Consider the following 24283-nt stretch of genomic DNA (forward strand, 5'->3'; position numbering starts at 1 on the left):
GGAGCGGGCTTGCTCGCGAAGGCGGTGGGTCAGACAACATTAATGTCGACTGATCCGCCGCCTTCGCGAGCAAGCCGGATCGCCGCACCGCCGCTCCCACAGGTATTGGTTACAACTTGGCTTTGACCGCCGGCAACGCATCCTTGCCATCCACGGTCTTCACACCATCGAGCCATTTATCCAGCACAGCCGGGTTGGCCTTGATCCACGCCTTGGCCGCGTCGGCATTGCTGACCTTGTTGTTCACCACCTCGGCCATGATGCTGTTCTCCATGTCCTGGGTGAAGCTCAGGTTGGTCAGCAGTTTGCCGACGTTCGGGCAGGCCTGTGCATAACCTTTGCGGGTCAGGGTGTGGACGGTGCCGGTGTCACCGAAGTATTTCTCGCCGCCCTTGAGGTAATGCATTTTCAGCTGCACGTTCATCGGGTGCGGGGTCCAGCCGAGGAAAGTCACGAATTTCTGTTTTTTCACCGCGCGGGACACTTCCGCCAGCATTGCCTGCTCGCTGGACTCGACCAGTTTCCACTGGCCCATGTCGAAATCGTTTTTCTTGATGATCTCTTGCAGCGAGATGTTCGCCGGTGCGCCGGAGCCGATGCCGTAGATCTTGTGGTCGAACTTGTCGGCGTATTTGTTCAGGTCGGCGAAGTCATGCACACCCGCGTCCCATACGTAGTCCGGCACGGCGAGGGTGAATTCGGTGCCGTCGAGGTTCTTCGCCAATTGCGTGACATCACCGCTGGCGACGAATTTGTCATAGAAGCCCTGCTGCGCCGGCATCCAGTTACCCAGGAATACATCGACCTGGCCATCCTTGAGCCCGCCAAAGGTGATCGGCACCGCGAGGGTGTCGACCTTGGCCTTGTAGCCCATGCCGTCCAGCAGAAACCCGGTGATGGCATTGGTCGCGGCGATGTCGCTCCAGCCCGGATCGGCCATCTTCACCGTCTCGCAACTCTGATCGGCAAACGCCGATGCACTGCCCAGTGCCAGGAGCCCGACCGTCAGTACTGTGGATAACTTTTGCATGGACTTCCCCTTAACGTTATTGGTTTTGGCAGGGTTGTGGATAACGTGCTTTACGCTCCAGATCGTCGAGGTCGATGTGGTTGCGCATGTATTGCTGACTGGCGTCCACCAGCGGCTGGTGATCCCAGCTCTTCAGCTTGCCGAGGGTCAGCGCCTCGGCCACGAAACGCCGGCGCCGCTGGCTGGCAAGCACCTGCTGGTGAATCGTCGGGATATTCCACTTGGCTCGCGCTTCGGCGAGAAAATCGTCGAACAACTGACGATGTTGTGGCGAATGGCTGAGTTCTTCCCGTTCGTGAGGGTCATTGTGTACGTCGAAGAGCAGGCAGGGGTCGTCTTCGCTGTAGATGAATTTGTAGGCACCTCGGCGGATCATCATCAGCGGGCTGATGGTGCCTTCGGCCATGTATTCGCCGAATACCTCGTCGTGACCGCCCTGCCCTTGCAGGTGCGGAACCAGCGAACGGCCATCCAGCGGCAAGCCCGGTTCCAGCGAGCCACCGGCCAGTTCGACGAATGTCGGTAGCAGGTCGGCGGTCGAAACGCTGGCGCTGACCCGACCGGCACCGAATTGCCCCGGCGCGCTGATCAACAAGGGAACCCGTGCGGCCATTTCGAACCAGTGCATTTTGTACCAGAGCCCGCGCTCGCCGAGCATGTCGCCGTGGTCGCCGGAGAACACGATGATGGTGTCATCGATCAGCCCGGTATCTTCGAGGGTTTGCAGGAGTTTGCCGACGTTGCTGTCGATATAGCTGCACGCGCCGAAATAGGCGCGGCGGGCGTCGTGTATCTTGTCCACAGGCAGAGGTTTGTCCCACAGGTCATAGACCTTGAGCAAACGTTGCGAGTGCGGATCGAGATCGTACTGCTCCGGCGTTGCAGGCAACGGGATGTCGGCGTCGTCGTACAGATCCCAGAAGGCTTTGGGAATCGTGTACGGGTCGTGCGGGTGAGTCATCGAAACGGTCAGGCAGAACGGCTGGTCGCCATCTTCGCGGATATGGTCGAACAGGTACTGCCGGGCCTTGAACACCACCTCTTCGTCGAAATCCAGCTGATTGGTGCGCACGCACGGGCCGGCTTGCAGCACTGACGACATGTTGTGATACCAGGTCGGACGCACGTCCGGCTCATCCCAGTTCACCGCCCAGCCGTAGTCGGCGGGGTAAATATCACTGGTCAGGCGTTCTTCGTAGCCATGCAACTGGTCCGGCCCACAGAAATGCATCTTGCCCGACAAGGCGGTGCGGTATCCGAGGCGACGCAGGTAGTGGGCGTAGGTCGGTACGTCGGCGGGGAAATCGGCGGCGTTGTCGTAGGCGCCGATCTTGCTCGGCAACTGGCCACTGACCAGGGTGAAACGCGACGGCGCACACAATGGGCTGTTGCAATAAGCGGAGTCGAACACCACGCCCTGTTCGGCGAGGCGGCTGAGATGGGGGAGTTTGACGGGCGACGGGCCGTAGAACGGCAACATTGGCGCGGCCATTTGATCGGCCATGATGAAAAGAATGTTCTTGCGCTTCATGTGATCGCGGCATTCCATAGTGGATGTTTATGCGAGAGTGCTGGCTTCGAGAATGAAACCCTCGCACTTTGCGGTAAAGCCCATGCACGGCAATGACTAGGATAAGCACAGCTTATGTATGACACCCTTGGTGACCTGTCACTGGACCTGCTTCGTGCCTTCGAAGCGGCGGCCCGACAGCACAGCTTCACTGCGGCGGCGGTTGAGCTGGGTACCACGCAACCGGCCATCAGCCAGCAGATCAAGCGCCTGGAGGAACAACTGGCGACTCGCCTGTTCGACCGCATTTATCGCGGCATCGAACTGACCGAGGCCGGGCAGATTCTTTTCGAGCAGGTTCAGCTCGGTTTGCAGAATATAGACGCAGGATTGAGCGCAATCAGTGCACAGCAACAGCATGAAGTGCTGCAGGTTGCCACGGATTTTGCCTTCGCCGCCTATTGGTTGATGCCGCGATTGCACCGCTTTCACGCGGCCAATCCGCAGGTGGATGTCAGCCTGGTCACCAGTGAACGCAGCCATAACATGCTACGTACCGATATCGATGTGGCGGTGCTGTTCGGCGATGGCCGCTTCAAGCAGGGTGAAAGCCATTGGCTGTTCAGCGAGGAAGTGTTTCCGGTGTGCAGCCCGCAGTTGTTGAGCGAGCGGACCTTGCCCTTGCCGGCCCAGGCATTGCTGGAGTTTCCGTTGCTGCACCTGCGTGGGGAACACAGCAGTAACTGGTTCGACTGGAGCGGTGTGTTCCGCGAGTTGGGCATCACCTCGGCTCCGGCGCCCGGGCAACTGCGCTTCGACAATTACACCTTGCTGATTCAGGCGGCGATTGGCGGGCAGGGCGTGGCCATTGGCTGGCGCCACCTTGTGGATAACTTGCTGGCCCAGGGGCTGTTGTGTCGACCGATTGCCGAAACCGCGATGTCCAGGTTGGGCTACTACGTGGTCCTGCCACAACGCAAACGGCGCGGAGCATTGATCCAGCGATTTGTGGACTGGTTGATGGCCGAGCAGGCCAGCAGTGCGGAGTCGTTGTCGGGGTTGTCATTGCCTTCGATTGCGGTGTGAAACGTGAAAAGATCGCAGCCTGTGCCGCGTGATCTGCCCGACCGGATTTAGAGGATTTCCAATGCAGCGCATAACGGGCTACCACGCCCATGTCTATTTCGACGCCAGCACCATCGATCAGGCGCGGGCCTTGTGTGAGCAGGCGGCGCAACTGTTTCCACTGAAAATGGGTCGCGTGCACGAGCGCCCGGTCGGTCCGCACCCGGACTGGAGCTGTCAGTTGGCGTTCGAGCCACAGGTGCTGGGCGAGGTACTGCCGTGGCTGGTGCTCAACCGCAAAGGGCTGGTGGTGTTCCTGCACCCGGACACCGGCGACGATTTGCTTGACCACACTGAGCACGCGATCTGGATGGGCGCAATCCGGCCGCTGGACCTGTCTATTTTTTGATCAGAGTGTTTCTTCAGCCTCACCGGGCAAGTGTTCGTCCAGATGCAGCCACGGCAGGCGGCTGTCAGTCCAGATGTGTCGCTCGGCCGGTGCTTGCTCGGGATGGTCGAGGGTGGCGATGGTCAAGTCGATGCTGTCCGGGCTCAGGTGCGTCACCACTGCCAATTGCGCCCCACAGTGGCCGCAGAAATATCGCGCGCAGGTAGAGGAAGAGTCGTACCGCGACGGCGTCCCGGCCAGCCATTGAAAGGCGGATGCCGGCACGGTGATCCAGGTGGTCACGATGCCGCCGCTCACCCGTCGGCAAATCGAGCAATGGCAGTGGACGATATCCTGCAGTGGCCCGCTGAATTGATAGCGCAGTTGCCCGCAGTGGCAGCCGCCGGTGTGAATTTCGTTCATGGCATTGCTCCTGATGCGTAATTACCGACGCCTTCGCGAGCAAGCCCGCACCCACATTGGCTTTGTGTACGACACAGATCCGGTGTGGGAGCGGGCTTGCTCGCGAAGGCCGTAACCCGGTTCACCTTCATGCCCCAGTCCGACGACCGGTTGTACTTCCGATCAACGCGTTCATCGCCGAAAGCTGGCTGAAAGCTTCCCCGATTAGGATCGCCCCCACTACCGGCAACAGACCGGTTGGCCAATGCCAGCGTTTTATCGCTCGCACAGCCCATTTAACAACAACAATGGTGATTCTGATGTCCTCTTCTACCCGCCGCTTCGCTGCAACTCCGTCCGTACGTCTCGTGCTTCCCGTACTGCGCTGATCCCGCCCGATCCGCCCATTCCCTAGTCGCGCTACGCCTGGAGTATTCCCATGCTGACTTTCCTTGGCTTCGCCATGGTCATCACGTTCATGTTCCTGATCATGACCAAGCGCCTTTCCGCGCTGATCGCCCTGATCATCATTCCGATCATCTTTGCCCTGTTCGGCGGTTTTTCGCCGAAGATAGGCCCGATGATGCTCGAAGGCATCACCAAGCTTGCGCCAACCGGCGTGATGCTGATGTTCGCAATCCTGTACTTCGCCCTGATGATCGACTCCGGCCTGTTCGACCCGGCCGTGCGCAAGATCCTCAAACTGGTCAAGGGCGACCCGCTGAAAGTTTCGGTCGGTACCGCCGTACTGGCGCTGATCGTGTCCATGGACGGTGATGGCGCCACCACTTACATGATCTGCGTGGCCGCCATGCTGCCGCTCTACAGCCGTATCGGCATGAGCCCGCGGATCATGGCCGGCCTGATCATCCTCGCCGGTGGCGTGATGAACATGACCCCGTGGGGCGGCCCGACCGCTCGTGCCGCCAGTGCGTTGCATGTGGACCCGTCCGACATCTTCGTACCGATGATCCCTGCGATGCTGGCCGGTGTAGTGGCGATCCTGGTCATCGCCTACTTCTACGGCAAGCGTGAGCGTGCACGCCTGGGTGAACTGCACCTGGTGGGTGATGAAATCGACCACAGCGAAATCAGCGTTTCGCAGTTCCCGGATGCCCGTCGTCCGAACCTGATCTGGTTCAACGGCGCCCTGACCCTGGCCCTGATGGGCACCCTGATCGCCGGCCTGCTGCCATTGCCGGTGCTGTTCATGGTGGCGTTCAGTATCGCCATGATCGTCAACTATCCTTGCCTGCAACAGCAGAAGGATCGCGTCGCGGCTCACGCCGGTAGCGTATTGGCCGTGGTCGGGCTGATCTTTGCGGCCGGTATCTTCACCGGTATCCTGACCGGCACCGGGATGGTCGATGCGATGTCGAAAAGCCTGCTGGCGGTGATCCCGGATTTCCTCGGCCCGTATCTGGCAGTGATCACGGCGCTGGTGAGCATGCCGTTCACATTCTTCATGTCGAACGATGCATTTTATTACGGCGTGTTACCGGTACTTGCCGAAGCCGCGAGCCATTACGGTATAACCGCGGTGGAAATGGCACGTGCCTCGATCGTCGGTCAGCCCGTCCACCTGTTGAGCCCGCTGGTTCCATCGACTTATCTGTTGGTGGCCCTGGCCGGCATCGATTTCGGTGACCACCAGCGCTTCACCCTCAAGTGGGCAGTGCTGGTTTGTACCTGCATACTGATTGCTGCTTTGCTATTGGGGACTTTCCCGGTGTTCAGCACTCTATAAGCCCAAGACTCACCACTTCGGGTCCAGGCTTCGCTGTTTGAAGCCCGGGCCCTTTGTGGTTTAACACTCGCTCAAAGGAATACACATGGATTGGCTGACCAACCCTGAAATCTGGGTTGCCTTCTTTACCCTGACCGCCCTGGAAATCGTCCTGGGTATCGATAACATCATCATGATTTCGATCCTGGTCAGCCGCATGCCCAAACACATGCAGGCGCGCACCCGGATTTTCGGGCTGGCGCTGGCCATGGTCACGCGAATTCTGCTTCTGCTGTCGATCACCTGGGTCATGCGCCTGACGGCGGACCTGTTCGAACTGTTCGGCCAGGGTATTTCCGGACGCGACCTGATCCTGTTCTTCGGTGGTCTGTTCCTGCTGTGGAAAAGCTCGCAAGAGATGTACCACGCGCTGGAAGGTGAAGATGAGAGCAACGACGAGCCTTCGGGCAAGGGCGGCAACTTCCTCTACACCATCATCCAGATCGCGATCATCGACATCGTGTTCTCCCTGGACTCGGTGATCACCGCAGTCGGCATGGTTTCCCACGTGCCGGTCATGGTCGCGGCAATCATCGTGGCCGTGCTGGTGATGATGTGGGCATCCGGCACCATCAGTGAATTCATCGACAAGCACCCATCGCTGAAGATGCTGGCCCTGTCGTTCCTGTTGATCGTCGGTACGGTGCTGATTGCCGAAGCCTTCGACGTGCACGTGCCAAAAGGCTACGTCTACTTCGCCATGGCGTTCTCGCTGGCAGTGGAAGCTATCAACATCAGGATGCGCACAACCATTGCAAAAAAGAAGGCGCAGCAAGCTCCGGTAAAGCTGCGCAAGGACATTCCGGGCCAGTAACCCGGTAATACGCAACACCCTGTGGGAGCGGGCTTGCTCGCGAAGGCGGTGTGTCAGACAACATTAATGTCGACTGACACACCGCCTTCGCGAGCAAGCCCGCTCCCACTTTGTTTTTGTGGGTTGCTTAAACCGGATTTCATGACAGTTTTGTTTCAATCCCTTCTTTGGCTATGCGATGCTGGCGCGCAGGCCGTTAGCCAACTACAGCTTATGTACAGAACGTAGAACGTCACGCGGCACCGTTAATTTGCTCCTTTGGGGCGCTACACCACAGGGGGCCGGTATGCTCACCCTGCTCAATTTGCTTTCTGCCGTGGCCCTGCTGATCTGGGGCACGCACATCGTCCGAACCGGCATCCTGCGGGTCTACGGCACCAATCTGCGCCATGTCATTGGCCAGAACATGTCCAACCGCTGGCTGGCTTTCGTCTCCGGGATAGTCGTGACAGCGATGGTCCAGAGCAGCAACGCCACCGCCATGCTTGTCACTTCCTTTGTCGGCCAGGGCCTGATGGCGCTTACGCCGGCGCTGGTCACCATGCTCGGTGCCGATGTCGGTACGGCGCTGATGGCACGGGTGCTGACGTTCGACCTGTCGTGGCTGTCGCCGCTGCTGATTTTTGTCGGGGTGATCTTCTTTCTGTCGCGCAAGCAGACCCGACTCGGGCAAATGGGCCGTGTCGCCATTGGCCTGGGCTTGATCATTCTGGCGCTGCAACTGATTGTCGAAGCGGCGCACCCGATTACCCATGCCAAAGGGGTGAAGGTGATTTTCGCCTCGCTCACCGGCGACATCCTGCTCGACGCCCTGGTTGGCGCGCTGTTCGCGATGATGTCCTATTCCAGCCTGGCCGCTGTGCTGCTGACCGCGACCCTGGCGGGTGCCAATGTGATCAGCCTGCCGGTGGCCATCGGGCTGGTGATCGGCGCCAATATCGGCAGCGGCGTGCTCGCCTTCCTCAGCACCAGCATGCAGAACGCCGCCGGGCGCCAAGTGGCGTTGGGCAGCCTGCTGTACAAACTGATTGGTCTGTTATTGATCATTCCCGTACTCGATCCGTTGGTGCACTGGCTCGATGGCTTCGATTTCAGCCCTCAGGAAATGGTCATTGGCTTTCACCTGCTCTACAACACCGCGCGTTGCCTGATCCTGTTGCCCAGTGTCGGGCCGATGGCCAGGTTCTGTGCCTGGGTGCTGCCAGAGCGCCCGCAGGCCAACGGCATGGCCAAGCCCCGGCACCTTGATCCCACGGCGTTGGTCACCCCTGGTTTGGCGCTCGCCAACGCGGCTCGGGAAACCCTGCGCATTGGCGACCTGATCGATAGCATGCTCGAAGCCATGCTCGACGTTTTGCGTGGCAAGCAAACTGCCGTCACCCAGGAAATGCGGCGCCTGACCGACGATGTCGAAGCGCTGTACGGCGCGATCAAATTGTATCTGGCGCAAATGCCCCGGGAAGATCTCAGCGATCAGGACAGCCGACGCTGGGCGGAAATCATCGAACTGGCGATTAACCTGAAACTCGCCAGCGACTTGATCGAACGCATGCTGCGCAAGGTCCAGCAGCAGAAAACCTCGCAGCGCCGGTCGTTTTCCGAAGTCGGGCTGGACGAGTTGACCGGGCTGCAGACTCAGTTGATTTCCAACCTGCGGCTCGGGATGTCGGTGTTTCTCAGCGCCGACCCGGAAAGTGCCCGGCAACTGTTGCGTGAGAAACGTCGTTTCCGTGCACAGGAACGGCGCCTGGCCCATGCTCATGTCAGCCGCTTGCAACGTAAAATCGTGCAAAGTATCGAAACCAGTTCGTTGCACCTGGAGCTGATCGCCGACATGAAACGCCTGAATTCGCTGTTTTGCAGCAGTGCCTACGTGGTGCTGGAAACATCCGAAACCGGCGCACTGGTGGTCGACGATTTGACTGACATTACGCATTCACCCTGAACGTCCACAGTTGCCTGAAGTCTGTTGAACTTACGCTAGCCGTACGGAACCTCGTTATGCGTTGTCTGTTGTTCGCCTGCCTGTTGCTTGGTTCACTCCCGTCATTCGCCCTGGATCGCTTCCAGGTCGAGGGCTACACACTGCGCAACGGTTTGCAGTTGCTGCTCAAACCCGGCACTGACCGTGGGCATGTGGCGATCCGGCTGGTGGTCGGCGTTGGCCTGGACGATTTCAATTGCGAAGAAAAGGAATTGCCGCATCTGCTGGAACACCTGCTGTTCAGCGGCATCGACGCCAGCGGCGAAGGCGGCCTGGAAGAACGCATGCAGGCGCTGGGCGGTGAGTGGAACGCGTTCACCAGCAATGCCGATACGACTTTCGTCATCGAAGCCCCGGCGAAAAACCAGCGCAAAGTGCTCGACCTGCTGCTGGCGTTGCTGACCCAGACCCACTTCGACGACAACGCTATCAACGCGGCCAAGCAAGTGGTCGAGCGCGAAGACGGTGGTCACTACTCGCACCTGCAACGCTGGCTCGATCGTCAGGACCTGGGCCACACGGCCAGCAACCAGCTGGCCGTGGAGCTGGGCCTCAAATGCCCGGAGCGTGCGCAAGTCCATGACCTGACCCGTGAGCAACTGGAGCGGGTGCGCAAGGACTGGTATGCGCCGAACAACATGACCCTGATCGTAGTCGGCGACCTCGACAGATTACTGCCGGCCTATCTGGAGCGGGCGTATGGCACGCTGGAAGCGATTACCCCCGGCGAGCATCCACCGCTGCCGCAAATCCAGGCCAGCGCCGCCCACGAACGCACCCTGACCCACGGTTTGGTCGGCAACGGCGTCAAATTGCACTGGCTGGTGCCGGAGCCGGTGCTGGAGGACGGGCACGACGAAACCTTCGATTTGCTCAAGGATTATCTGGATTGGGCGCTTTATCGCCAGCTGCGCCTGGCTCACGGTCTGTCCTACGGGCCATGGGCGGAACGCCAGGTGTTCGGCGGCGTGGGCTTCATGAGCCTCAATGCCGACCTTGAACGCGACGATGTGCCTGAGGCCGAACAAGTGCTCGATGACTTGAAGGCCGCACTGCTCAAGGACGGCCTCAATGTCGACACCTTCAACCGCCTGAAGCAGGCCGCGATTGCCCGTCAGGCCTGGGCCGTACAAGGTAACAGTGCATTGGCCGATTACTACTGGAGCGCCATCGGTAATTACGAGGACGGCCGCTTCGCCGACCCGGCCCGGGAGCTGCAAGGGGTGACGCTGGAAGAGGCGAACAAGGCCGTGCGTGAACTGCTGTTGCAGCCGGGGTATTTGCGGATCGAAAAACCGTTGTTCAGTTATGACCAGTTGATGTGGTTGGTGGTCGGAGTGGCGGGGTTGCTGGTGTTAAGTCTGGTGGCGTGGCGTTTTCATCGCACAAGGTAAACATTCCTTGTGGGAGCGGCGTAACTGACCGCAAACCCTCGCCACGCGGCGCCCTCGAGGGTACCCTGTCGAGGTTTTATTCCTACGACGACTGTGAACCCGCCGAATGCAAAACCTGACCCTTTTCGTACAGCGCATCCTCGAATTGATGAAGCGCTACCCTGGGGTCATTGCGCTCGGTGGTTTCATCTCCGGGGTGTGCAGTTTCATTCTGGTCGATCGCCAGCAAGGCCTGGCGAGCTGGATCACCACCATCATGCTGATCAGCTGGATCTGGCTGATGCTGGAAAACAGCCTGACCAAGCTGTTCACGCGCATTTTCAAGCGCGAAATCCCGGAACCGTTGCTGCGCTACGCGACGCAGATGATCCATCAGGAAAGCCTGTTTTTCGTCCTGCCGTTTTTCTTCATCACCACGACGTGGAACAGCGGCCAGCTGGTTTTCACCGGGCTGCTGGGCATCGCGGCGCTGATTTCGATTGTCGACCCGCTCTACTACAAGTGGCTGGCGCCACGGCGCTGGGCGTTTCTGGCGCTGCACACCCTGACCCTGTTCGCCGCGCTGCTCACTGCGTTGCCGGTGATCATGCACCTGACCACCGCGCAAAGTTTCAAATGGGCACTGGGCATCTCGGTGCTGCTGTCGTTCCCGAGCCTGGCGTCGATCTTCCCGATTCGTACCCTGCGCAGTGCGCTGGCGATTTTGAGTATCACCCTGGGCATTGGCTTCGTCGGTTGGGAGCTGCGCTCGTGGGTGCCGCCGGCGACGCTGTGGATGACCGACGTGGCCATCAGCACGCAAATGCAGGACCGCACGCCTGGCGCCAGCCTCGACGAAGTCAGCGCCGAGCAGATCCGCAATGGCGGGCTCTACGCGTACACCGCGATCAACGCCCCGCGTGGCCTGGACGAGAGGATTTATCACGTCTGGCAGTTCAACGGTAAAGAGGTCGACCGCATCCCCCTGGATATTCGCGGCGGGCGCAAGGAAGGTTACCGGGCCTGGACCCACAAGCAGAACTTCCCGGGCAATCCGGCCGGCAAATGGCAGGTTCGGGTACTGACCGAAGATGGCCAGGTCATCGGCGTGCTGCGTTTCGAAGTCACGGACAGCACAGCGATCAAAGAAAAGTAGTACGGTTCGTGCTATTACGTAGAGCTGCGAAATCACAGAACAAGCACGGAGCTTATGATCAGCAGCACGATGGCCGGCAACGCCCGATTAGACACGTCGATCACACCTGCGCGGTTGCGGGTGACGGGCGACTGGACGCTTGCCCATTATGCTGACCTCAAGCTGTTGTGCGAAAAGCTCCACGGCCAGTACGACGCCAACACCCCCATCGACCTCAATGGTCTCGGCGCCCTCGACACCGCCGGCGCCTCGCTGCTGGTAGAACTGCTCGGCTCCGAGCGCCTTGGTCGCTCTGCCGAACATCCTGATTGCACGCTTTCCGCCGCCGATCGCGCGTTGCTGCAAACGGTCTACTGTTCGTTGACCGATTTCTGCGTACCGATCAAGGAGCCGGAAGTCAGTGTTTCCATTCAGTTGCTGACCCGCATCGGCCGCGCGGTGGACACCGTCTGGCAGGACACCCTGCAGCTGCTGGGTTTCGTTGGCCTGATCATCGAAACCATTGTCCGAGGCCTGTTCCGTCCCAAGCGCTGGCGTGTCACGCCGATGATCGCCCATATCGAACAGACCGGTCTCGACGCCGCCCCCATCGTTGCGTTGCTGACTTTTCTGGTGGGCGCCGTGGTGGCGTTTCTCGGGTCGACGGTGCTGGCCACGTTCGGCGCCACTGTCTTTACCGTGGACCTGGTGGGGTTTGCCTTTCTGCGCGAATTCGGTGTGCTGCTGACCGCGATCCTGATGGCCGGGCGCACCGCCAGTGCGTTCACGGCGCAAATCGGTTCGATGAAGGCCAACGAAGAAATCGACGCCATCCGCACGCTGGGCCTCGATCCCGTGGAGTTGCTGGTGGTGCCGCGGGTCCTGGCGTTGCTGATCGCCCTGCCGATGCTGACTTTTCTGGCGATGCTGTCGGGGATTATCGGCGGTGGCGTGGTCTGCGCGGTGGCGCTGGATATCTCGCCAGCGATGTTCCTATCGCTACTGCAAACGGACATCGGTGTTCAGCACTTTCTGGTGGGGATCGTCAAAGCACCGGTGTTCGCTTTCCTGATTGCTGCCATCGGCTGCCTCGAAGGTTTCAAGGTCAGTGGCAGCGCCGAATCCGTCGGCGCTCACACCACGTCGAGTGTGGTGCAGTCGATTTTCGTGGTGATCGTGTTTGATGCGATAGCCGCGATGTTTTTCATGGAGATGGGCTGGTGAGTCGTATCCCCCGAGCGCCCTCCGAGGCGGTGATAGAAGTGCGTGGGTTGTGCAATCGCTTTGGCCGCCAGAGCGTGCACGAGAACCTCGACCTGGATTTGTACAAGGGCGAAATCCTCGCCGTGGTCGGCGGCTCCGGCAGCGGCAAGTCGGTGCTGCTGCGCAGCATTGTCGGGTTGCGCCAGCCCAGCGAAGGCGTGGTGAAAGTCTTCGGGAAAAACCTGCCAACCTTGTCCGAGGACGAGCGCTCGCGGGTGGAGCGGCGATTCGGCGTGCTGTTCCAGAAAGGCGCGCTGTTCTCTTCGCTGACGGTGACAGAGAACGTCGCCCTGCCGCTGATAGAACACGCCGGCTTGAGCCGCAATGACGCCGAGCACCTGGCGGCGGTGAAGATGGCCCTGGCCGGGCTGCCGCTGTCGGCCGCAGAGAAGTACCCCTCTTCGCTGTCCGGCGGCATGATCAAGCGTGCCGCGCTGGCCCGGGCATTGGCGCTGGACCCGGACATCCTTTTTCTCGACGAGCCCACCGCCGGTCTCGACCCGATTGGCGCCGCCGCGTTCGACCAATTGATCCTGACCCTGCGTGATGCCCTGGGCCTGAGTGTCTTTCTGGTGACCCACGACCTCGACACGCTCTACACCATCACCGACCGGGTGGCGGTGCTGGCGCAGAAAAAGGTGCTGGTGGCGGACGCCATCGACAAGGTGTCGGAAACCAACGATGCGTGGATTCACGAATACTTCCATGGCCCTCGCGGCCGCGCGGCATTGACAGCCGCCCAACAGCTCAACGAGGTCTGACATGGAAACCCGAGCCCATCATGTATTGATCGGCCTGTTCACCGTGATTGTGGTGACAGCCGCGCTGCTGTTCGGTCTGTGGCTGGCCAAGTCCAGTGTCGATACCGAGTTCAAGGACTACGAGGTCGTGTTCAACGAGGCGGTCAGCGGTTTGTCCAAGGGCAGTTCGGTGCAGTACAGCGGGATCAAGGTGGGCGACGTGATTTCGCTGCGCCTGGACCCGAAGGACCCGCGGCGAGTGCTGGCGCGCATTCGCCTGGCCGGTGATACCCCGGTCAAGGAAGACACCAATGCCAAACTGGCCCTGACCGGCGTCACCGGGACCTCGATCATCCAGCTCAGCGGCGGCACGCCACAGAGTCCGACGCTCAAGGGCAAGGATGGCAACCTGCCGACCATCGTCGCATCACCCTCGCCCATCGCCCGCCTGCTCAACGACAGCAACGACCTGATGTCCGGTGTGAACACGCTGATGCAAAACGTCAATCTGATGTTCTCCACGGAAAACATCGAGCGCATCAGCAAAACCCTGGAGCACCTGGAGCAAACCACCGGGACCATTGCCGAGCAGCGCGGCGATATCCGCCAGGCCATGCAGCAACTGGCCTCGGTCGGCAAACAGGCCAACAACATGCTTGAGCAGACCACGACGCTGATGCGCAATGCCAACGGGTTGCTCAATGAGCATGGCAAGGATGTGCTCGACAATGCCGAGCAGGCGATGAAATCGCTGCAGGAGAGCAGCGCTACTCTCAACACTCTGATCAGCGCCAATCAGGATTCGCTCAACAGCGGCATGCAAGGCCTCAATGGCCTGGGTCCGGCCGTGCGCGAGATGCGCGAAACCCTGTCTTCGTTGCGCGTTATTACCAAACGTCTGGAGGCCAACCCCAGCGGTTACCTGCTGGGCAGTGACAAGACCAAGGAATTCACGCCATGAAGCTGATTCGGTTCGCCCTCCTCGCTGGCTTCACGCTGATCAGTTCGTGCTCGATCCTGCCCAAGCCCGAGCCCTTCGAGGTCTATCGATTGCCTTCGGTCCAGAATGCATCGGCCAGCCATGGCACGCCGCAACGCTGGTCGTTGCGTCTGACCAAACTCCAGTCCAGCGAAGCCTTGAACAGTCCGAACATTGCAGTGATTCCTCAGGGCGATGTGATCAGCCACTACAAGGGCTCGCGCTGGAGCGATCCGGTGCCGGTGCTGGTGCGCAACCGCCTGCTGGAAGGTTTCCAGCATGACGGGCGGGTGCCGTTGTTGAGCACCGATGACAGTATTTTCCAGACCGATCTTGAATTGGGTGGCAGCCTGCAGGCGTTCCAGACTGAATACCAGGGTACGAATGCCGGCGTGGTGGTGCGTCTGGATGCATTGCTGGTGCGCAGTTACGACCAGCGCATCCTCGCCAGCCGCCGCTTTGAAGTGCGCCAGCCGTTGAGCAGCGTGCAAGTCCCGGCGGTGGTAGCGGGGTTTGGTCAGGCGAACGATCAGCTGACCGCACAGGTGGTGAACTGGACAGTCGAGCAAGGGCAGAGACTCGCGCCGCCGCCAAAACCCTGAGCAAGTACACCGTCCCCTGTGGGAGTGGGCTTGCTCGCGAAGAGGGAGTGTCAGTCGACATCAATGTTGCCTGATGCACCGCATTCGCGAGCAAGTCGGATCGCCGCACCGCCGCTCCCACATTGGTTTGGTGTGTTTCAACTAGCGCTGTAAAAACGCCTGATGCAGCGCTTCCAGCGTTTCAAAGTGATACGCCGGTGCTTCAGCGCTCAGTTCTTCGTGGCTGCCGAACCCGTAACCCACCGCCGCCGCGTCCAGGCCGTTGCTTCGCGCGCCGATCAGGTCGTGCTTGCGGTCGCCGATCATCAAGGTGCTGGCCGGGTCCAGGTGTTCTTCGGCCATCAGGTGAGCGATCAGCTCGACCTTGTTGGTCCGGGTGCCATCCAGTTCGCTGCCGTAAATCACCTTGAAGTGCTTGGCAAAATCGAAATGCCGGGCGATTTCCCGGGCGAACACCCACGGTTTCGAAGTTGCGATGTACAGCTGCCGGCCTTGCCCGCTCAGGGTTTCCAGCAGCGGCGTGACGCCGTCGAACACCCGGTTTTCGTAGAGGCCGGTGACCTTGAATCGCTCGCGGTAGAAATTCACCGCTTCCCACGCCTTGGCTTCGTCGAAGTCGTAGAACTGCATGAACGCTTGCAACAGTGGCGGGCCGATGAAATGTTCGAGTTTGGCCAGGTCCGGTTCATCGATACCCAGTTTGCCCAAGGCGAACTGGATCGAACGGGTGATGCCCTCGCGCGGGTCGGTCAGGGTGCCATCGAGGTCGAATAAAACGCTTTGGTAATGCATGTTGAATCCTGAATAAGAGGGCCGGGTCAAAGCTGGTCGTAGCCTTCGGCCAGATGCAGGTCCTTGAGCTTCACGTAGTTCGCCGCGCTGTAGGTGAAAAAGGCGCGCTCCTTGTCAGTCAGCGGGCGGATCTGCTTCACCGGGCTGCCCACATACAGGAAGCCGCTTTGCAGATGCTTGCCCGGCGGCACCAGGCTGCCGGCACCGATGATCACCTCATCGTCGACCACCGCACCGTCCATGACGATGCTGCCCATGCCGATCAACACCCGGCTGCCCACCGAACAGCCATGCAGCATGACCTTGTGGGCGATGGTCACGTCATCGCCGATCAGCAACGGGAAGCCATCGGGGTTGAACGGCCCGGCGTGGGTGATGTGCAGCACGCAGCCATCCTGCACGCTGGTGCGCGCGCCGATGCGGATGCGGTGCATGTCGCCACGGATCACCGTCAGCGGCCAGACCGAGCTGTCTTCGCCGATTTCAACGTCGCCGATCACTACCGCCGAGCTGTCGACAAAAGCGCCTTTGCCGAGCTGCGGCGTGTGGTCCTGATACTTGCGAAGGTTCACGATAGGGTTTCTCTCTGTTGCTGATAGCTGCGGTGAGTGTCGATTGTAATTAAGATGGCTACATGTTTCTCCAGCCAAGGTATCAACCGTGAGCGTGAACAACCCTCTTTTGCAGTCCTACGACCTGCCACCGTTCTCCGCCATCCGCGCCGAACACGTACAACCGGCCATTGAGCAGATCCTGGCTGACAACCGTGCTGCCATCGTCGAGATCCTCAAGACCCAGGCCAAACAGCCAACATGGGCCGGCCTGGTGCTGGCGATGGACGAACTCAACGACCGTCTGGGCGCTGCCTGGAGCCCTGTCAGCCACCTCAATGCCGTGTGCAACAGTGCCGAGCTGCGTGAAGCCTACGAGTCGTGCCTGCCGGCCTTGAGCGCCTACTCCACCGAGCTGGGCCAGAACCGCGAACTGTTCCAGGCCTTCGAAGCCCTGGCCAGCAGCCCGGAGGCCGGCGGTTTCGAGGTGGCGCAGAAAACTATCCTGGAACACTCCCTGCGTGACTTCCGTCTGTCGGGTATCGACCTGCCGGAAGCCGAACAGAAGCGTTACGCCGAAGTGCAGAGCAAACTCTCCGAACTGGGCAGCCGTTTCTCCAACCAGTTGCTCGATGCCACTCAGGCGTGGACCAAGCACATCACCGATGAAGCCGCCCTCGCCGGCCTGACCGATTCGGCCAAGGCACAAATGACTGCTGCGGCCGAGGCCAAGGGCCTGGACGGCTGGCTGATCACCCTGGAATTCCCGAGCTATTACGCGGTGATGACCTACGCCCAGGACCGCGCACTGCGTGAAGAGGTCTACGCGGCTTACTGCACCCGTGCGTCGGACCAGGGGCCGAATGCCGGCCAGAACGACAACGGCCCGGTCATGGAAGAAATCCTCGACCTGCGTCAGGAGCTGGCCAAGCTGTTGGGTTTCAGCAGTTTCTCCGAGCTGAGCCTGGCGACCAAAATGGCTGAATCCAGTGATCAGGTGCTGAGCTTCCTGCGCGACCTGGCCAAGCGCAGCAAACCGTTCGCCGCCCAGGATCTGGAACAGCTCAAGGCCTACGCTGCCGAGCAAGGTTGCCCGGACCTGCAAAGCTGGGACAGCGGTTTCTACGGCGAAAAACTCCGTGAGCAGCGTTACAGCGTGGCCCAGGAAGCCCTGCGCGCCTACTTCCCGATCGACAAGGTGCTCAGCGGCCTGTTCGCCATCGTGCAGCGCCTGTACGGCATCGAGATTGCCGAGCTCAAAGGCTTCGACACCTGGCACCCGGATGTCCGCCTGTTTGAAATCAAGGAAAACGGCCAGCACGTCGGCCGTTTCTTCTTCGACCTCTACGCTCGTGCCAACAAGCGTGGCGGGGCCTGGATGGACGGCGCCCGCGACCGTCGCCGCACGGCTGGCGGTGTGCTGCAAAGCCCGGTGGCGAACCTGGTGTGCAATTTCACCCCGGCCGACAGCGGTAAACCGGCGCTGCTGACCCACGATGAAGTCACTACCTTGTTCCATGAATTCGGTCACGGCCTGCATCATCTGCTGACCCGCGTCGAGCATGCTGGCGTGTCCGGCATTAACGGCGTGGCCTGGGATGCCGTCGAGCTGCCAAGTCAGTTCATGGAAAACTGGTGCTGGGAGCCGGAAGGCCTGGCGCTGATTTCCGGTCATTACGAAACCGGCGAACCGCTGCCTCAGGACCTGCTCGGGAAAATGCTCGCGGCAAAAAACTTCCAGTCCGGCCTGATGATGGTCCGCCAACTGGAGTTCTCGCTGTTCGACTTCGAACTGCACGCCACTCACGGCGATGGTCGCGGCGTGCTGCAAGTACTCGAAGGTGTGCGCGACGAGGTTTCGGTGATGCGTCCGCCGGCCTACAACCGCTTCCCCAACAGCTTTGCACACATCTTCGCCGGCGGTTATGCCGCGGGTTACTACAGCTACAAATGGGCAGAAGTGCTGTCCGCCGATGCCTTCTCGAAATTTGAAGAAGAAGGCGTGCTCAACGCCAACACCGGTCGCGCCTTCCGTGAAGCGATCCTGGCACGCGGTGGTTCCCAGGAGCCGATGGTGCTGTTCGTCGACTTCCGTGGCCGTGAGCCATCGATTGACGCACTCTTGCGCCACAGCGGCCTGAGTGAGGACGCAGCAGCATGAGTGAGGGACCTGTGATTACGAAAAAGCGCTTTATCGCCGGGGCGGTCTGCCCGGCATGCAGCGAGCCGGACAAATTGATGATGTGGAATGAAGACCAGGTCCCGCACCGTGAGTGCGTGGCCTGCGGTTACTCTGACACACTCAATGAGCAAGGGCTGTCGGTACCCAAGGAGTTAGGTACGCGGGTTAACACCAGCGCACTCAAACCAGCCGACACCAAGGTTCAGGCGGTTCAGTTCTTCCCGAATCCGAAGCTGAAGAAAAAGCCCGACGAACAGCTCTGAGTGAAAAAAGCCCCCGTTGCGCGATGCAACGGGGGCTTTTTTTATTCGATATGAGCGGACTTGAACCAGCTCTTCATTGAGCACGCGGCGAACGGGCTGGTGCTGCAATCGCCATTGGCCAGTGCCGTGCGAAGTTTGTCGACATCGGCCTGCATCATGTAGCGAATTCCATCCTTGAAATGGGTACTGTCGCCAAAGCCGCCCTGGGTCATTTCGTTCAGGGCCTCCTCCTTGGTCCAGCCTTGGATGACAACCCGGTACATAGCCGCCATCAGGCCAGTACGGTCGGAGCCGTGTTTGCAATGCATCAGCACCGGGCCTTTGGCTTCGGCAGACTTGATGGCGCGCAAGGCCTTGAGCACATCGGCGTCATCTACATGGTTGGTGCGATAAGGTAGCTGTACCTGCGTGATGCCTGGCGTGGACAACCAACTGGAGTCCGCTTCAGGCAGGAAGTTGATCACCGTGCCGACCTTGAGCTTCTCCAGAAGCGGCACCGCACCCTTGTCCGGCAAGGCGCTGCGGTAAAGCGTCGGCGACATCTGGAAGAGGTTGTATTGCTTCTCGACCGATTGAGCCCACTCAGCTGGACGAGTCGACATATTGTCGTCGGCAAGTGCCGGTGTCAGGTTAACGAGTGCAACCAGCGACAGGCATATCGCAGATAAAAATCGTGGTAAAGGCATGCTTGAGTGACCGTTCAGAAAGGGACGGAAAGATAGTGGCAAGGATCAGGCATGCACGGTCAAAGGCCTGTGAGTGGACCGTCAAAGAATCGTGAAGCCGCGGCCTGGATTACATTTCAGTGTGATAAACGCATTGAGCGGCTCGTTCAGTGCAGCGCCATAGTCAAACACTTCAACATCTACTCGAAGCTCGGGTAGTTCAGCGGGAAGACGACAAGGATACTCCATGCCCGGAGGAACAATTATTTGTTGTTGATGAACGGTGGGCGTAAGATCCAGGCTTTAAATTGTTGCCTTGTCCTTTATATGGAATGTCACGGAGAGAGCTCCCGAAAAGATATTGGCGCGTGGATCAATTGTTGTGTCTGGATACTTTCCTGATCTAATTGGCTTGATAGTTATTTGTATATCTTCCAACGAATTACCGAATATATGCACTAGCCCGCATGCATTCGGCAATTACACTATCCAGTAATCAGAAAGTCAGAGCTCATGGATTGACGATACTGGCATAGGCCTTGGCCAGCGCCTGTAGCTTGGCTTTGTCGGCAGCGCCGATGGTCCCGTCTTCGTCGACATCCTTGCCAACGGTCTTGATACTGAACGAGTTACCACCGTCTGTGGAAACAGCAGTGTAAAACTCCGAGTCTACCAGACTTTCAATTTGAGCTTCATTTTCAGCGTCCCAACTGAGTTCCTTTCGAGCCAGTTGCAGTGAAACCAGTGTGTTTGGCTCCGAATGACTCGGTTGCATAAGTTGCAGGAAGATGCCGCGCTGATTAAAAAACGACATTCATAAATCCTTTTGTTTGGGGGACTTGGTGGGTTAAATATACTGGCAGGTATTAAATCCAACCACTGACTATATGTTTCCTTAGTTTTCCTTTCATTTGTTGAACAAGTAAACTCATGAGGCCCTGTCATCAGATGAAGGGCTGAGCGGTACTGGTCGATACGCAGTGAGTCATGTACTGTATGGATATACAGATACAGGAATCCGTCGATGGTTAGCTCTCTGCCCCCACGTGGTCGCGGCACCGCAACCAACCCGCACAACCGCTTTGCCCCCAGCCATTCGGTGGCCGAAGACGACGGCTGGTACCAGGAAGTACCGCTCACCCAAGGCACCGAGGTGCGCATCGAAACGGCGAAAACCATCATCACCCGCAATACCTCGCCGGACTTGCCATTCGATCGTTCGATCAATCCCTATCGCGGCTGCGAGCATGGTTGTATCTACTGCTACGCAAGGCCAAGTCATGCCTATTGGGACATGTCGCCAGGGCTGGATTTCGAAACCAGGCTGATCGCCAAGACCAACGCCGCGCAGATGCTGGAAGAACAACTGTCCCGGCGTGGCTATCAATGTGCGCCGATCAACCTCGGCTCCAACACCGACCCGTATCAGCCGATCGAGCGTGAATACAAGATCACCCGGCAGACCCTCGAGGTACTCCTGCGTTACCGACATCCGGTGACCATCGTCACCAAGGGATCGCTGATTCTTCGCGACCTGGACCTGCTGACCGAGCTTGCCAGCCAAAGACTGGTGGCGGTAATGATCAGCCTGACCACCCTGGACGACGAACTCAAACGCATCCTCGAACCGCGGGCCGCAGCACCCAAGGCCCGGTTGCGGGCGATCAGGGTCATGCGCGATGCAGGCATCCCGGTGGGCGTGCTGTGTTCACCGGTGATTCCGATGATCAACGACAGCGAACTCGAAAGCCTGCTTGCCGAGGCCTACGACGCCGGGGCACAGAGCGCCGCTTACATGATGCTGCGCCTGCCGCTTGAAGTGGCGCCCCTGTTCGAGGAATGGCTGGTGGCCCACTACCCTCAACGGGCGGCGCATGTCCTGAGCCTGATCCGTCAGAGCCGTGGTGGCGAGCTTTATGACAGCCGCTTTGGTGCGAGGATGCGCGGTGAAGGGCCGTTTGCGGACTTGCTGGCGCAGCGCTTTGCCAAAGCGATCAAGCGGCTGGGACTCAATCACCGTGAGGGGTTCAATCTGGATTGCGAAGCCTTTTGTCCGCCGGGTCGCCAAATGTCGTTGATTTGAGGACAATTGGCCTATGGTTGAGTACTGAAGAGCGTGCTCACGGATTACGCTGGTCACGTTTTTTGTGACCTGGAACACACGTTCTAGAGCGGTTCATTCAGTTTGAATTAAGATTTGGCCGCTACCTTGTTCACCGAGTGACTGATGGGTCGAAATGTTCGACCTGGATGTTTTTTAACCAGCCACTGGCTTCACACGGAACAACACGGGATGTCTCCCTGACTCCGCCAATGAGGATGAATCATGAGTGACAAGGATAAACAGCCGTTGGCTGCGTCGGCTTCAGCCCTACCCGAGGCCGAAACCGCCGATGCAGCGTTGCAGCATATCGTTGACGGCTTTTTGCATTTTCATCATGAGATCTTTCCCCAACAGGAAGAACTCTTCAAGAAACTCGCCACGGCCCAGCGGCCACGAGCGATGTTCATTGCCTGCGCCGATTCGCGCATCGTCCCCGAGTTGATCACCCAGAGCTCCCCAGGCGACCTGTTCGTGACCCGCAATGTCGGTAACGTCGTACCGCCTTACGGGCAAATGAACGGTGGCGTTTCCACGGCCATCGAGTACGCCGTACTGGCCCTGGGGGTGCATCACATCATCATTTGCGGGCATTCCGACTGCGGCGCCATGCGTGCGGTGCTCAACCCGGACAGCCTGGAAAAAATGCCCACGGTCAAAGCCTGGCTGCGACATGCCGAAGTGGCCAAAACCATGGTGCAGGAGAACTGCAACTGCTCTAACGAAAGCGAAAGCATGCACGTCCTCACCGAAGAGAATGTGATCGCCCAATTGCAGCATTTGCGCACCCACCCGTCGGTGGCCTCGCGTATGGCCAACGGTCAGCTGTTTATCCACGGCTGGGTCTACAACATCGAAACCAGCGAAATCAAAGCGTACGACGCCGATCAAGGTTGTTTCCTGCCGCTCAATGGCAGCCTGCCAATTCCCGTGGCGACGCCCAAAGCGCGCTTCTAAATCCTCCTAAATCGTTGTGTGGTTCAGCCGAGGCTGCCGTTCAGGCAGCCTGGCTTTGCCATGCCTGAAGAAAACTTCGGGAGACACACCATGCGTGCTGCTCGACTCAAAGCTGTTCTGCCACGGGAGCTGTTGGCTTCGGTGGTTGTGTTCCTGGTTGCCCTGCCCCTATGCATGGGTATCGCAATTGCCTCGGGGCTGCCGCCGGCCAAGGGGCTGATCACCGGCATCATCGGTGGTCTGGTCGTTGGCTGGCTGGCCGGCTCGCCGCTACAGGTAAGCGGCCCGGCGGCGGGCCTGGCCGTTCTGGTATTTGAACTGGTCCGCCAGCACGGCATCGCCATGCTCGGCCCCATTTTTTTGCTGGCGGGCTTGCTGCAACTGGTGGCCGGTCGCTTGAAACTGGGATGCTGGTTTCGGGTGACGGCGCCTGCGGTGGTGTACGGCATGCTGGCCGGGATTGGCGTGTTGATCGTCCTGTCTCAGGTGCATGTGATGCTGGATGCCGTGCCCAAACCCTCGGGCCTGGATAACCTGGCAGCCTTCCCGGCGGCGCTGGCTCAGGCGTTGCCCACGTTTGGCTGGCAAGCCGGTTTGCTCGGTTTGTCGACGATTGCCGTCATGTGGCTGTGGGAAAAATGCCGTCCGCAATCCCTGCGCTTCATTCCAGGCGCGCTACTCGGTGTCGGTCTGGCCACGCTTGCCAGCCTGGTGTTGGCATTGCAGGTCAAACGGGTTGAGGTGCCGGCCAACCTGGCGGAGGCCATCGACTGGCTGAAGCCGGCGGATCTGCTCAACCTGGCTGATCCGACCTTGCTGATCGCCGCGTTTGCCGTGGCCTTCATCGCCAGCGCCGAAACCTTGCTCTCGGCCGCGGCGGTTGATCGCATGCACAGCGGCCAGCGTTCGGATTTCGACCGGGAATTGTCGGCACAAGGTGTCGGCAACATGTTGTGTGGCCTGCTCGGTGCGTTGCCAATGACCGGCGTTATCGTGCGCAGCTCGGCGAATGTTCAGGCCGGAGCATCCACGCGGTTTTCGACCATTTTCCACGGCCTGTGGCTGCTGGCGTTCGTGTTGTTGTTGTCCAGCGTGCTGCAAAGCATTCCGGTGGCGAGCCTGGCGGGCGTGCTGGTGTACACCGGCTTCAAACTGGTGGATCTCAAGGTTTTTCGTGGTTTGGCCCGGTATGGTCGGGCGCCGATGTTCACTTACGCGGCAACTGCGCTCGCCATCGTTTTCACGGACCTGCTGACTGGTGTGTTGATTGGTTTCGGCCTGACGCTGGTGAAGCTGGCGCTGAAAGCCTCTCGCTTGAAAATCAGCCTGATCGATCTGCCCCGGGAGGGGGAAATGGAATTGCGCCTGGTGGGCGCGGCGACCTTCCTCAAAGTACCGGCGCTGACCCAGGTGCTGGGCAGCATTGCGCCGGGCACTACGGTGCATGTGCCGCTCAACAATTTGAGCTACATCGATCACTCGTGCCTGGAGCTGCTGGAGGATTGGGGTCGGGCGAATGCGGCCAAGGGCTCGAAGCTGTTGATTGAATCGCGGGGATTGAAGCGAAGACTGGAGGGGCGGGTACGGACGAATACCGGCATAGGCGCGGCCGGGTAGATAACAGTGTGGGAGCGGCGGTGCGGCGATCCGACTTGCTCGCGAAGGCGGTGGATCAGCCAATTTATTTGCTGAATGGTTAAC

General features: G+C 59.6%; 23 protein-coding genes. 16 read left to right on the forward strand and 7 right to left on the reverse strand.

What is annotated here, in order from left to right:
• Nucleotides 1-109 precede the first annotated feature (109 nt).
• Together choX and betC are read right to left on the reverse strand one after the other, a co-directional pair.
• Nucleotides 110-1030, reverse strand: a complete 921-nt coding sequence (gene choX / locus ACCD00_RS24305; RefSeq protein ID WP_413427883.1) for a choline ABC transporter substrate-binding protein — start codon at nt 1028-1030, stop codon at nt 110-112.
• 16 nt (nt 1031-1046) lie between these two features.
• Nucleotides 1047-2561, reverse strand: a complete 1515-nt coding sequence (gene betC, locus ACCD00_RS24310) for a choline-sulfatase (RefSeq protein ID WP_413427884.1) — start codon at nt 2559-2561, stop codon at nt 1047-1049.
• A gap of 114 nt (nt 2562-2675) precedes the next feature.
• On the opposite strand from betC, the gene ACCD00_RS24315 reads away from it, so the two are divergent.
• The gene (locus tag ACCD00_RS24315) at nt 2676-3626 is read left to right on the forward strand and encodes a choline sulfate utilization transcriptional regulator (RefSeq protein ID WP_413427885.1); all 951 of its coding nucleotides are present in this window, start codon (nt 2676-2678) and stop codon (nt 3624-3626) included.
• Nucleotides 3627-3687: 61 nt separating this feature from the next.
• On the forward strand, nt 3688-4014 hold the full coding sequence (locus ACCD00_RS24320) for a DOPA 4,5-dioxygenase family protein (RefSeq protein ID WP_413427886.1): 327 nt from the start codon (nt 3688-3690) through the stop codon (nt 4012-4014).
• On the opposite strand, the gene ACCD00_RS24325 is transcribed toward ACCD00_RS24320, so the two are convergent.
• Nucleotides 4015-4416, reverse strand: coding sequence for a GFA family protein (locus ACCD00_RS24325; RefSeq protein ID WP_413427887.1), 402 nt, complete (start codon nt 4414-4416; stop codon nt 4015-4017).
• A gap of 418 nt (nt 4417-4834) precedes the next feature.
• Between ACCD00_RS24325 and ACCD00_RS24330 the strand changes: the two genes are divergently transcribed.
• From ACCD00_RS24330 to ACCD00_RS24370, 9 genes are all read left to right on the forward strand, one after another.
• Nucleotides 4835-6142, forward strand: coding sequence for a CitMHS family transporter (locus ACCD00_RS24330; protein ID WP_057397352.1), 1308 nt, complete (start codon nt 4835-4837; stop codon nt 6140-6142).
• A gap of 85 nt (nt 6143-6227) precedes the next feature.
• The gene (locus ACCD00_RS24335; RefSeq protein ID WP_413427888.1) at nt 6228-6995 is read left to right on the forward strand and encodes a TerC family protein; all 768 of its coding nucleotides are present in this window, start codon (nt 6228-6230) and stop codon (nt 6993-6995) included.
• A 286-nt stretch (nt 6996-7281) separates the two neighbouring features.
• Nucleotides 7282-8940: a Na/Pi cotransporter family protein gene (locus ACCD00_RS24340; RefSeq protein ID WP_413427889.1), complete on the forward strand. Its 1659-nt coding sequence runs from the start codon at nt 7282-7284 to the stop codon at nt 8938-8940.
• A gap of 56 nt (nt 8941-8996) precedes the next feature.
• Entirely contained in the window at nt 8997-10373 is a 1377-nt protein-coding gene (locus ACCD00_RS24345) for a M16 family metallopeptidase (RefSeq protein ID WP_413427890.1), read from the forward strand.
• A gap of 106 nt (nt 10374-10479) precedes the next feature.
• On the forward strand, nt 10480-11508 hold the full coding sequence (locus ACCD00_RS24350) for a DUF5924 family protein (protein WP_413427891.1): 1029 nt from the start codon (nt 10480-10482) through the stop codon (nt 11506-11508).
• Between the two features lie 54 nt (nt 11509-11562).
• The gene (locus tag ACCD00_RS24355) at nt 11563-12711 is read left to right on the forward strand and encodes an MlaE family lipid ABC transporter permease subunit (RefSeq protein ID WP_413427892.1); all 1149 of its coding nucleotides are present in this window, start codon (nt 11563-11565) and stop codon (nt 12709-12711) included.
• Nucleotides 12708-13511 (forward strand): ABC transporter ATP-binding protein, encoded by an 804-nt coding sequence (locus ACCD00_RS24360; protein WP_057397358.1) that lies wholly within the window; start codon nt 12708-12710, stop codon nt 13509-13511. The genes ACCD00_RS24355 and ACCD00_RS24360 overlap by 4 nt, the downstream gene beginning before the upstream one ends.
• Nucleotide 13512: 1 nt before the next feature.
• Complete coding sequence (locus ACCD00_RS24365) at nt 13513-14451, forward strand: MlaD family protein (protein ID WP_413427893.1); 939 nt, start codon at nt 13513-13515, stop codon at nt 14449-14451.
• The gene (locus tag ACCD00_RS24370; protein WP_413427894.1) at nt 14448-15071 is read left to right on the forward strand and encodes an ABC-type transport auxiliary lipoprotein family protein; all 624 of its coding nucleotides are present in this window, start codon (nt 14448-14450) and stop codon (nt 15069-15071) included. The genes ACCD00_RS24365 and ACCD00_RS24370 overlap by 4 nt, the downstream gene beginning before the upstream one ends.
• 141 nt (nt 15072-15212) lie before the next feature.
• On the opposite strand, the gene ACCD00_RS24375 is transcribed toward ACCD00_RS24370, so the two are convergent.
• Both ACCD00_RS24375 and ACCD00_RS24380 read right to left on the reverse strand, forming a co-directional pair.
• Nucleotides 15213-15863, reverse strand: coding sequence for an HAD family hydrolase (locus tag ACCD00_RS24375; protein ID WP_413427895.1), 651 nt, complete (start codon nt 15861-15863; stop codon nt 15213-15215).
• Between the two features lie 26 nt (nt 15864-15889).
• Nucleotides 15890-16435 (reverse strand): gamma carbonic anhydrase family protein, encoded by a 546-nt coding sequence (locus ACCD00_RS24380; protein ID WP_413427896.1) that lies wholly within the window; start codon nt 16433-16435, stop codon nt 15890-15892.
• Nucleotides 16436-16523: 88 nt separating this feature from the next.
• Between ACCD00_RS24380 and prlC the strand changes: the two genes are divergently transcribed.
• Together prlC and ACCD00_RS24390 are read left to right on the forward strand one after the other, a co-directional pair.
• Complete coding sequence (prlC, locus tag ACCD00_RS24385; protein WP_413427897.1) at nt 16524-18575, forward strand: oligopeptidase A; 2052 nt, start codon at nt 16524-16526, stop codon at nt 18573-18575.
• Entirely contained in the window at nt 18572-18859 is a 288-nt protein-coding gene (locus ACCD00_RS24390) for a YheV family putative zinc ribbon protein (protein WP_413427898.1), read from the forward strand. The genes prlC and ACCD00_RS24390 overlap by 4 nt, the downstream gene beginning before the upstream one ends.
• A 41-nt stretch (nt 18860-18900) precedes the next feature.
• Here the strand turns inward: ACCD00_RS24390 and ACCD00_RS24395 are convergent, their stop codons facing one another.
• Complete coding sequence (locus ACCD00_RS24395; protein WP_413427899.1) at nt 18901-19545, reverse strand: dual specificity protein phosphatase family protein; 645 nt, start codon at nt 19543-19545, stop codon at nt 18901-18903.
• A gap of 490 nt (nt 19546-20035) precedes the next feature.
• Nucleotides 20036-20338: a hypothetical protein gene (locus tag ACCD00_RS24400; protein WP_413427900.1), complete on the reverse strand. Its 303-nt coding sequence runs from the start codon at nt 20336-20338 to the stop codon at nt 20036-20038.
• A 210-nt stretch (nt 20339-20548) separates the two neighbouring features.
• On the opposite strand from ACCD00_RS24400, the gene ACCD00_RS24405 reads away from it, so the two are divergent.
• The 3 genes from ACCD00_RS24405 (at nt 20549) to ACCD00_RS24415 (ending at nt 24199) form a co-directional block, all read left to right on the forward strand.
• Nucleotides 20549-21607, forward strand: coding sequence for a PA0069 family radical SAM protein (locus ACCD00_RS24405; protein WP_413427901.1), 1059 nt, complete (start codon nt 20549-20551; stop codon nt 21605-21607).
• 243 nt (nt 21608-21850) lie between these two features.
• Nucleotides 21851-22582, forward strand: coding sequence for a carbonic anhydrase (locus ACCD00_RS24410; protein WP_413427902.1), 732 nt, complete (start codon nt 21851-21853; stop codon nt 22580-22582).
• Nucleotides 22583-22672: 90 nt separating this feature from the next.
• Nucleotides 22673-24199 (forward strand): SulP family inorganic anion transporter, encoded by a 1527-nt coding sequence (locus ACCD00_RS24415; protein ID WP_413427903.1) that lies wholly within the window; start codon nt 22673-22675, stop codon nt 24197-24199.
• The last annotated feature ends 84 nt before the right edge of the window (nt 24200-24283 follow it).

Source organism: Pseudomonas sp. Pseusp3, assembly GCF_047304225.1.
In the GTDB taxonomy this organism is placed as follows: Bacteria; Pseudomonadota; Gammaproteobacteria; order Pseudomonadales; family Pseudomonadaceae; genus Aquipseudomonas; species Aquipseudomonas fluorescens_CD.

Bases quoted from the DNA above. Each gene is read 5' to 3' on its own strand.
- ACCD00_RS24375 (WP_413427895.1), bottom strand. From the start codon at position 15,863: ATGCATTACCAAAGCGTTTTATTCGACCTCGATGGCACCCTGACCGAC.
- ACCD00_RS24410 (WP_413427902.1), top strand. From the start codon at position 21,851: ATGAGTGACAAGGATAAACAGCCGTTGGCTGCGTCGGCTTCAGCCCTA.
- ACCD00_RS24350 (WP_413427891.1), top strand. From the start codon at position 10,480: ATGCAAAACCTGACCCTTTTCGTACAGCGCATCCTCGAATTGATGAAG.
- ACCD00_RS24365 (WP_413427893.1), top strand. From the start codon at position 13,513: ATGGAAACCCGAGCCCATCATGTATTGATCGGCCTGTTCACCGTGATT.
- ACCD00_RS24390 (WP_413427898.1), top strand. From the start codon at position 18,572: ATGAGTGAGGGACCTGTGATTACGAAAAAGCGCTTTATCGCCGGGGCG.
- ACCD00_RS24395 (WP_413427899.1), bottom strand. From the start codon at position 19,545: ATGCCTTTACCACGATTTTTATCTGCGATATGCCTGTCGCTGGTTGCA.
- choX (WP_413427883.1), bottom strand. From the start codon at position 1,030: ATGCAAAAGTTATCCACAGTACTGACGGTCGGGCTCCTGGCACTGGGC.
- ACCD00_RS24400 (WP_413427900.1), bottom strand. From the start codon at position 20,338: ATGTCGTTTTTTAATCAGCGCGGCATCTTCCTGCAACTTATGCAACCG.
- ACCD00_RS24340 (WP_413427889.1), top strand. From the start codon at position 7,282: ATGCTCACCCTGCTCAATTTGCTTTCTGCCGTGGCCCTGCTGATCTGG.
- betC (WP_413427884.1), bottom strand. From the start codon at position 2,561: ATGAAGCGCAAGAACATTCTTTTCATCATGGCCGATCAAATGGCCGCG.
- ACCD00_RS24330 (WP_057397352.1), top strand. From the start codon at position 4,835: ATGCTGACTTTCCTTGGCTTCGCCATGGTCATCACGTTCATGTTCCTG.
- ACCD00_RS24370 (WP_413427894.1), top strand. From the start codon at position 14,448: ATGAAGCTGATTCGGTTCGCCCTCCTCGCTGGCTTCACGCTGATCAGT.
- ACCD00_RS24335 (WP_413427888.1), top strand. From the start codon at position 6,228: ATGGATTGGCTGACCAACCCTGAAATCTGGGTTGCCTTCTTTACCCTG.
- ACCD00_RS24405 (WP_413427901.1), top strand. From the start codon at position 20,549: ATGGTTAGCTCTCTGCCCCCACGTGGTCGCGGCACCGCAACCAACCCG.
- ACCD00_RS24355 (WP_413427892.1), top strand. From the start codon at position 11,563: ATGATCAGCAGCACGATGGCCGGCAACGCCCGATTAGACACGTCGATC.
- ACCD00_RS24345 (WP_413427890.1), top strand. From the start codon at position 8,997: ATGCGTTGTCTGTTGTTCGCCTGCCTGTTGCTTGGTTCACTCCCGTCA.
- ACCD00_RS24315 (WP_413427885.1), top strand. From the start codon at position 2,676: ATGTATGACACCCTTGGTGACCTGTCACTGGACCTGCTTCGTGCCTTC.
- ACCD00_RS24415 (WP_413427903.1), top strand. From the start codon at position 22,673: ATGCGTGCTGCTCGACTCAAAGCTGTTCTGCCACGGGAGCTGTTGGCT.
- ACCD00_RS24320 (WP_413427886.1), top strand. From the start codon at position 3,688: ATGCAGCGCATAACGGGCTACCACGCCCATGTCTATTTCGACGCCAGC.
- ACCD00_RS24325 (WP_413427887.1), bottom strand. From the start codon at position 4,416: ATGAACGAAATTCACACCGGCGGCTGCCACTGCGGGCAACTGCGCTAT.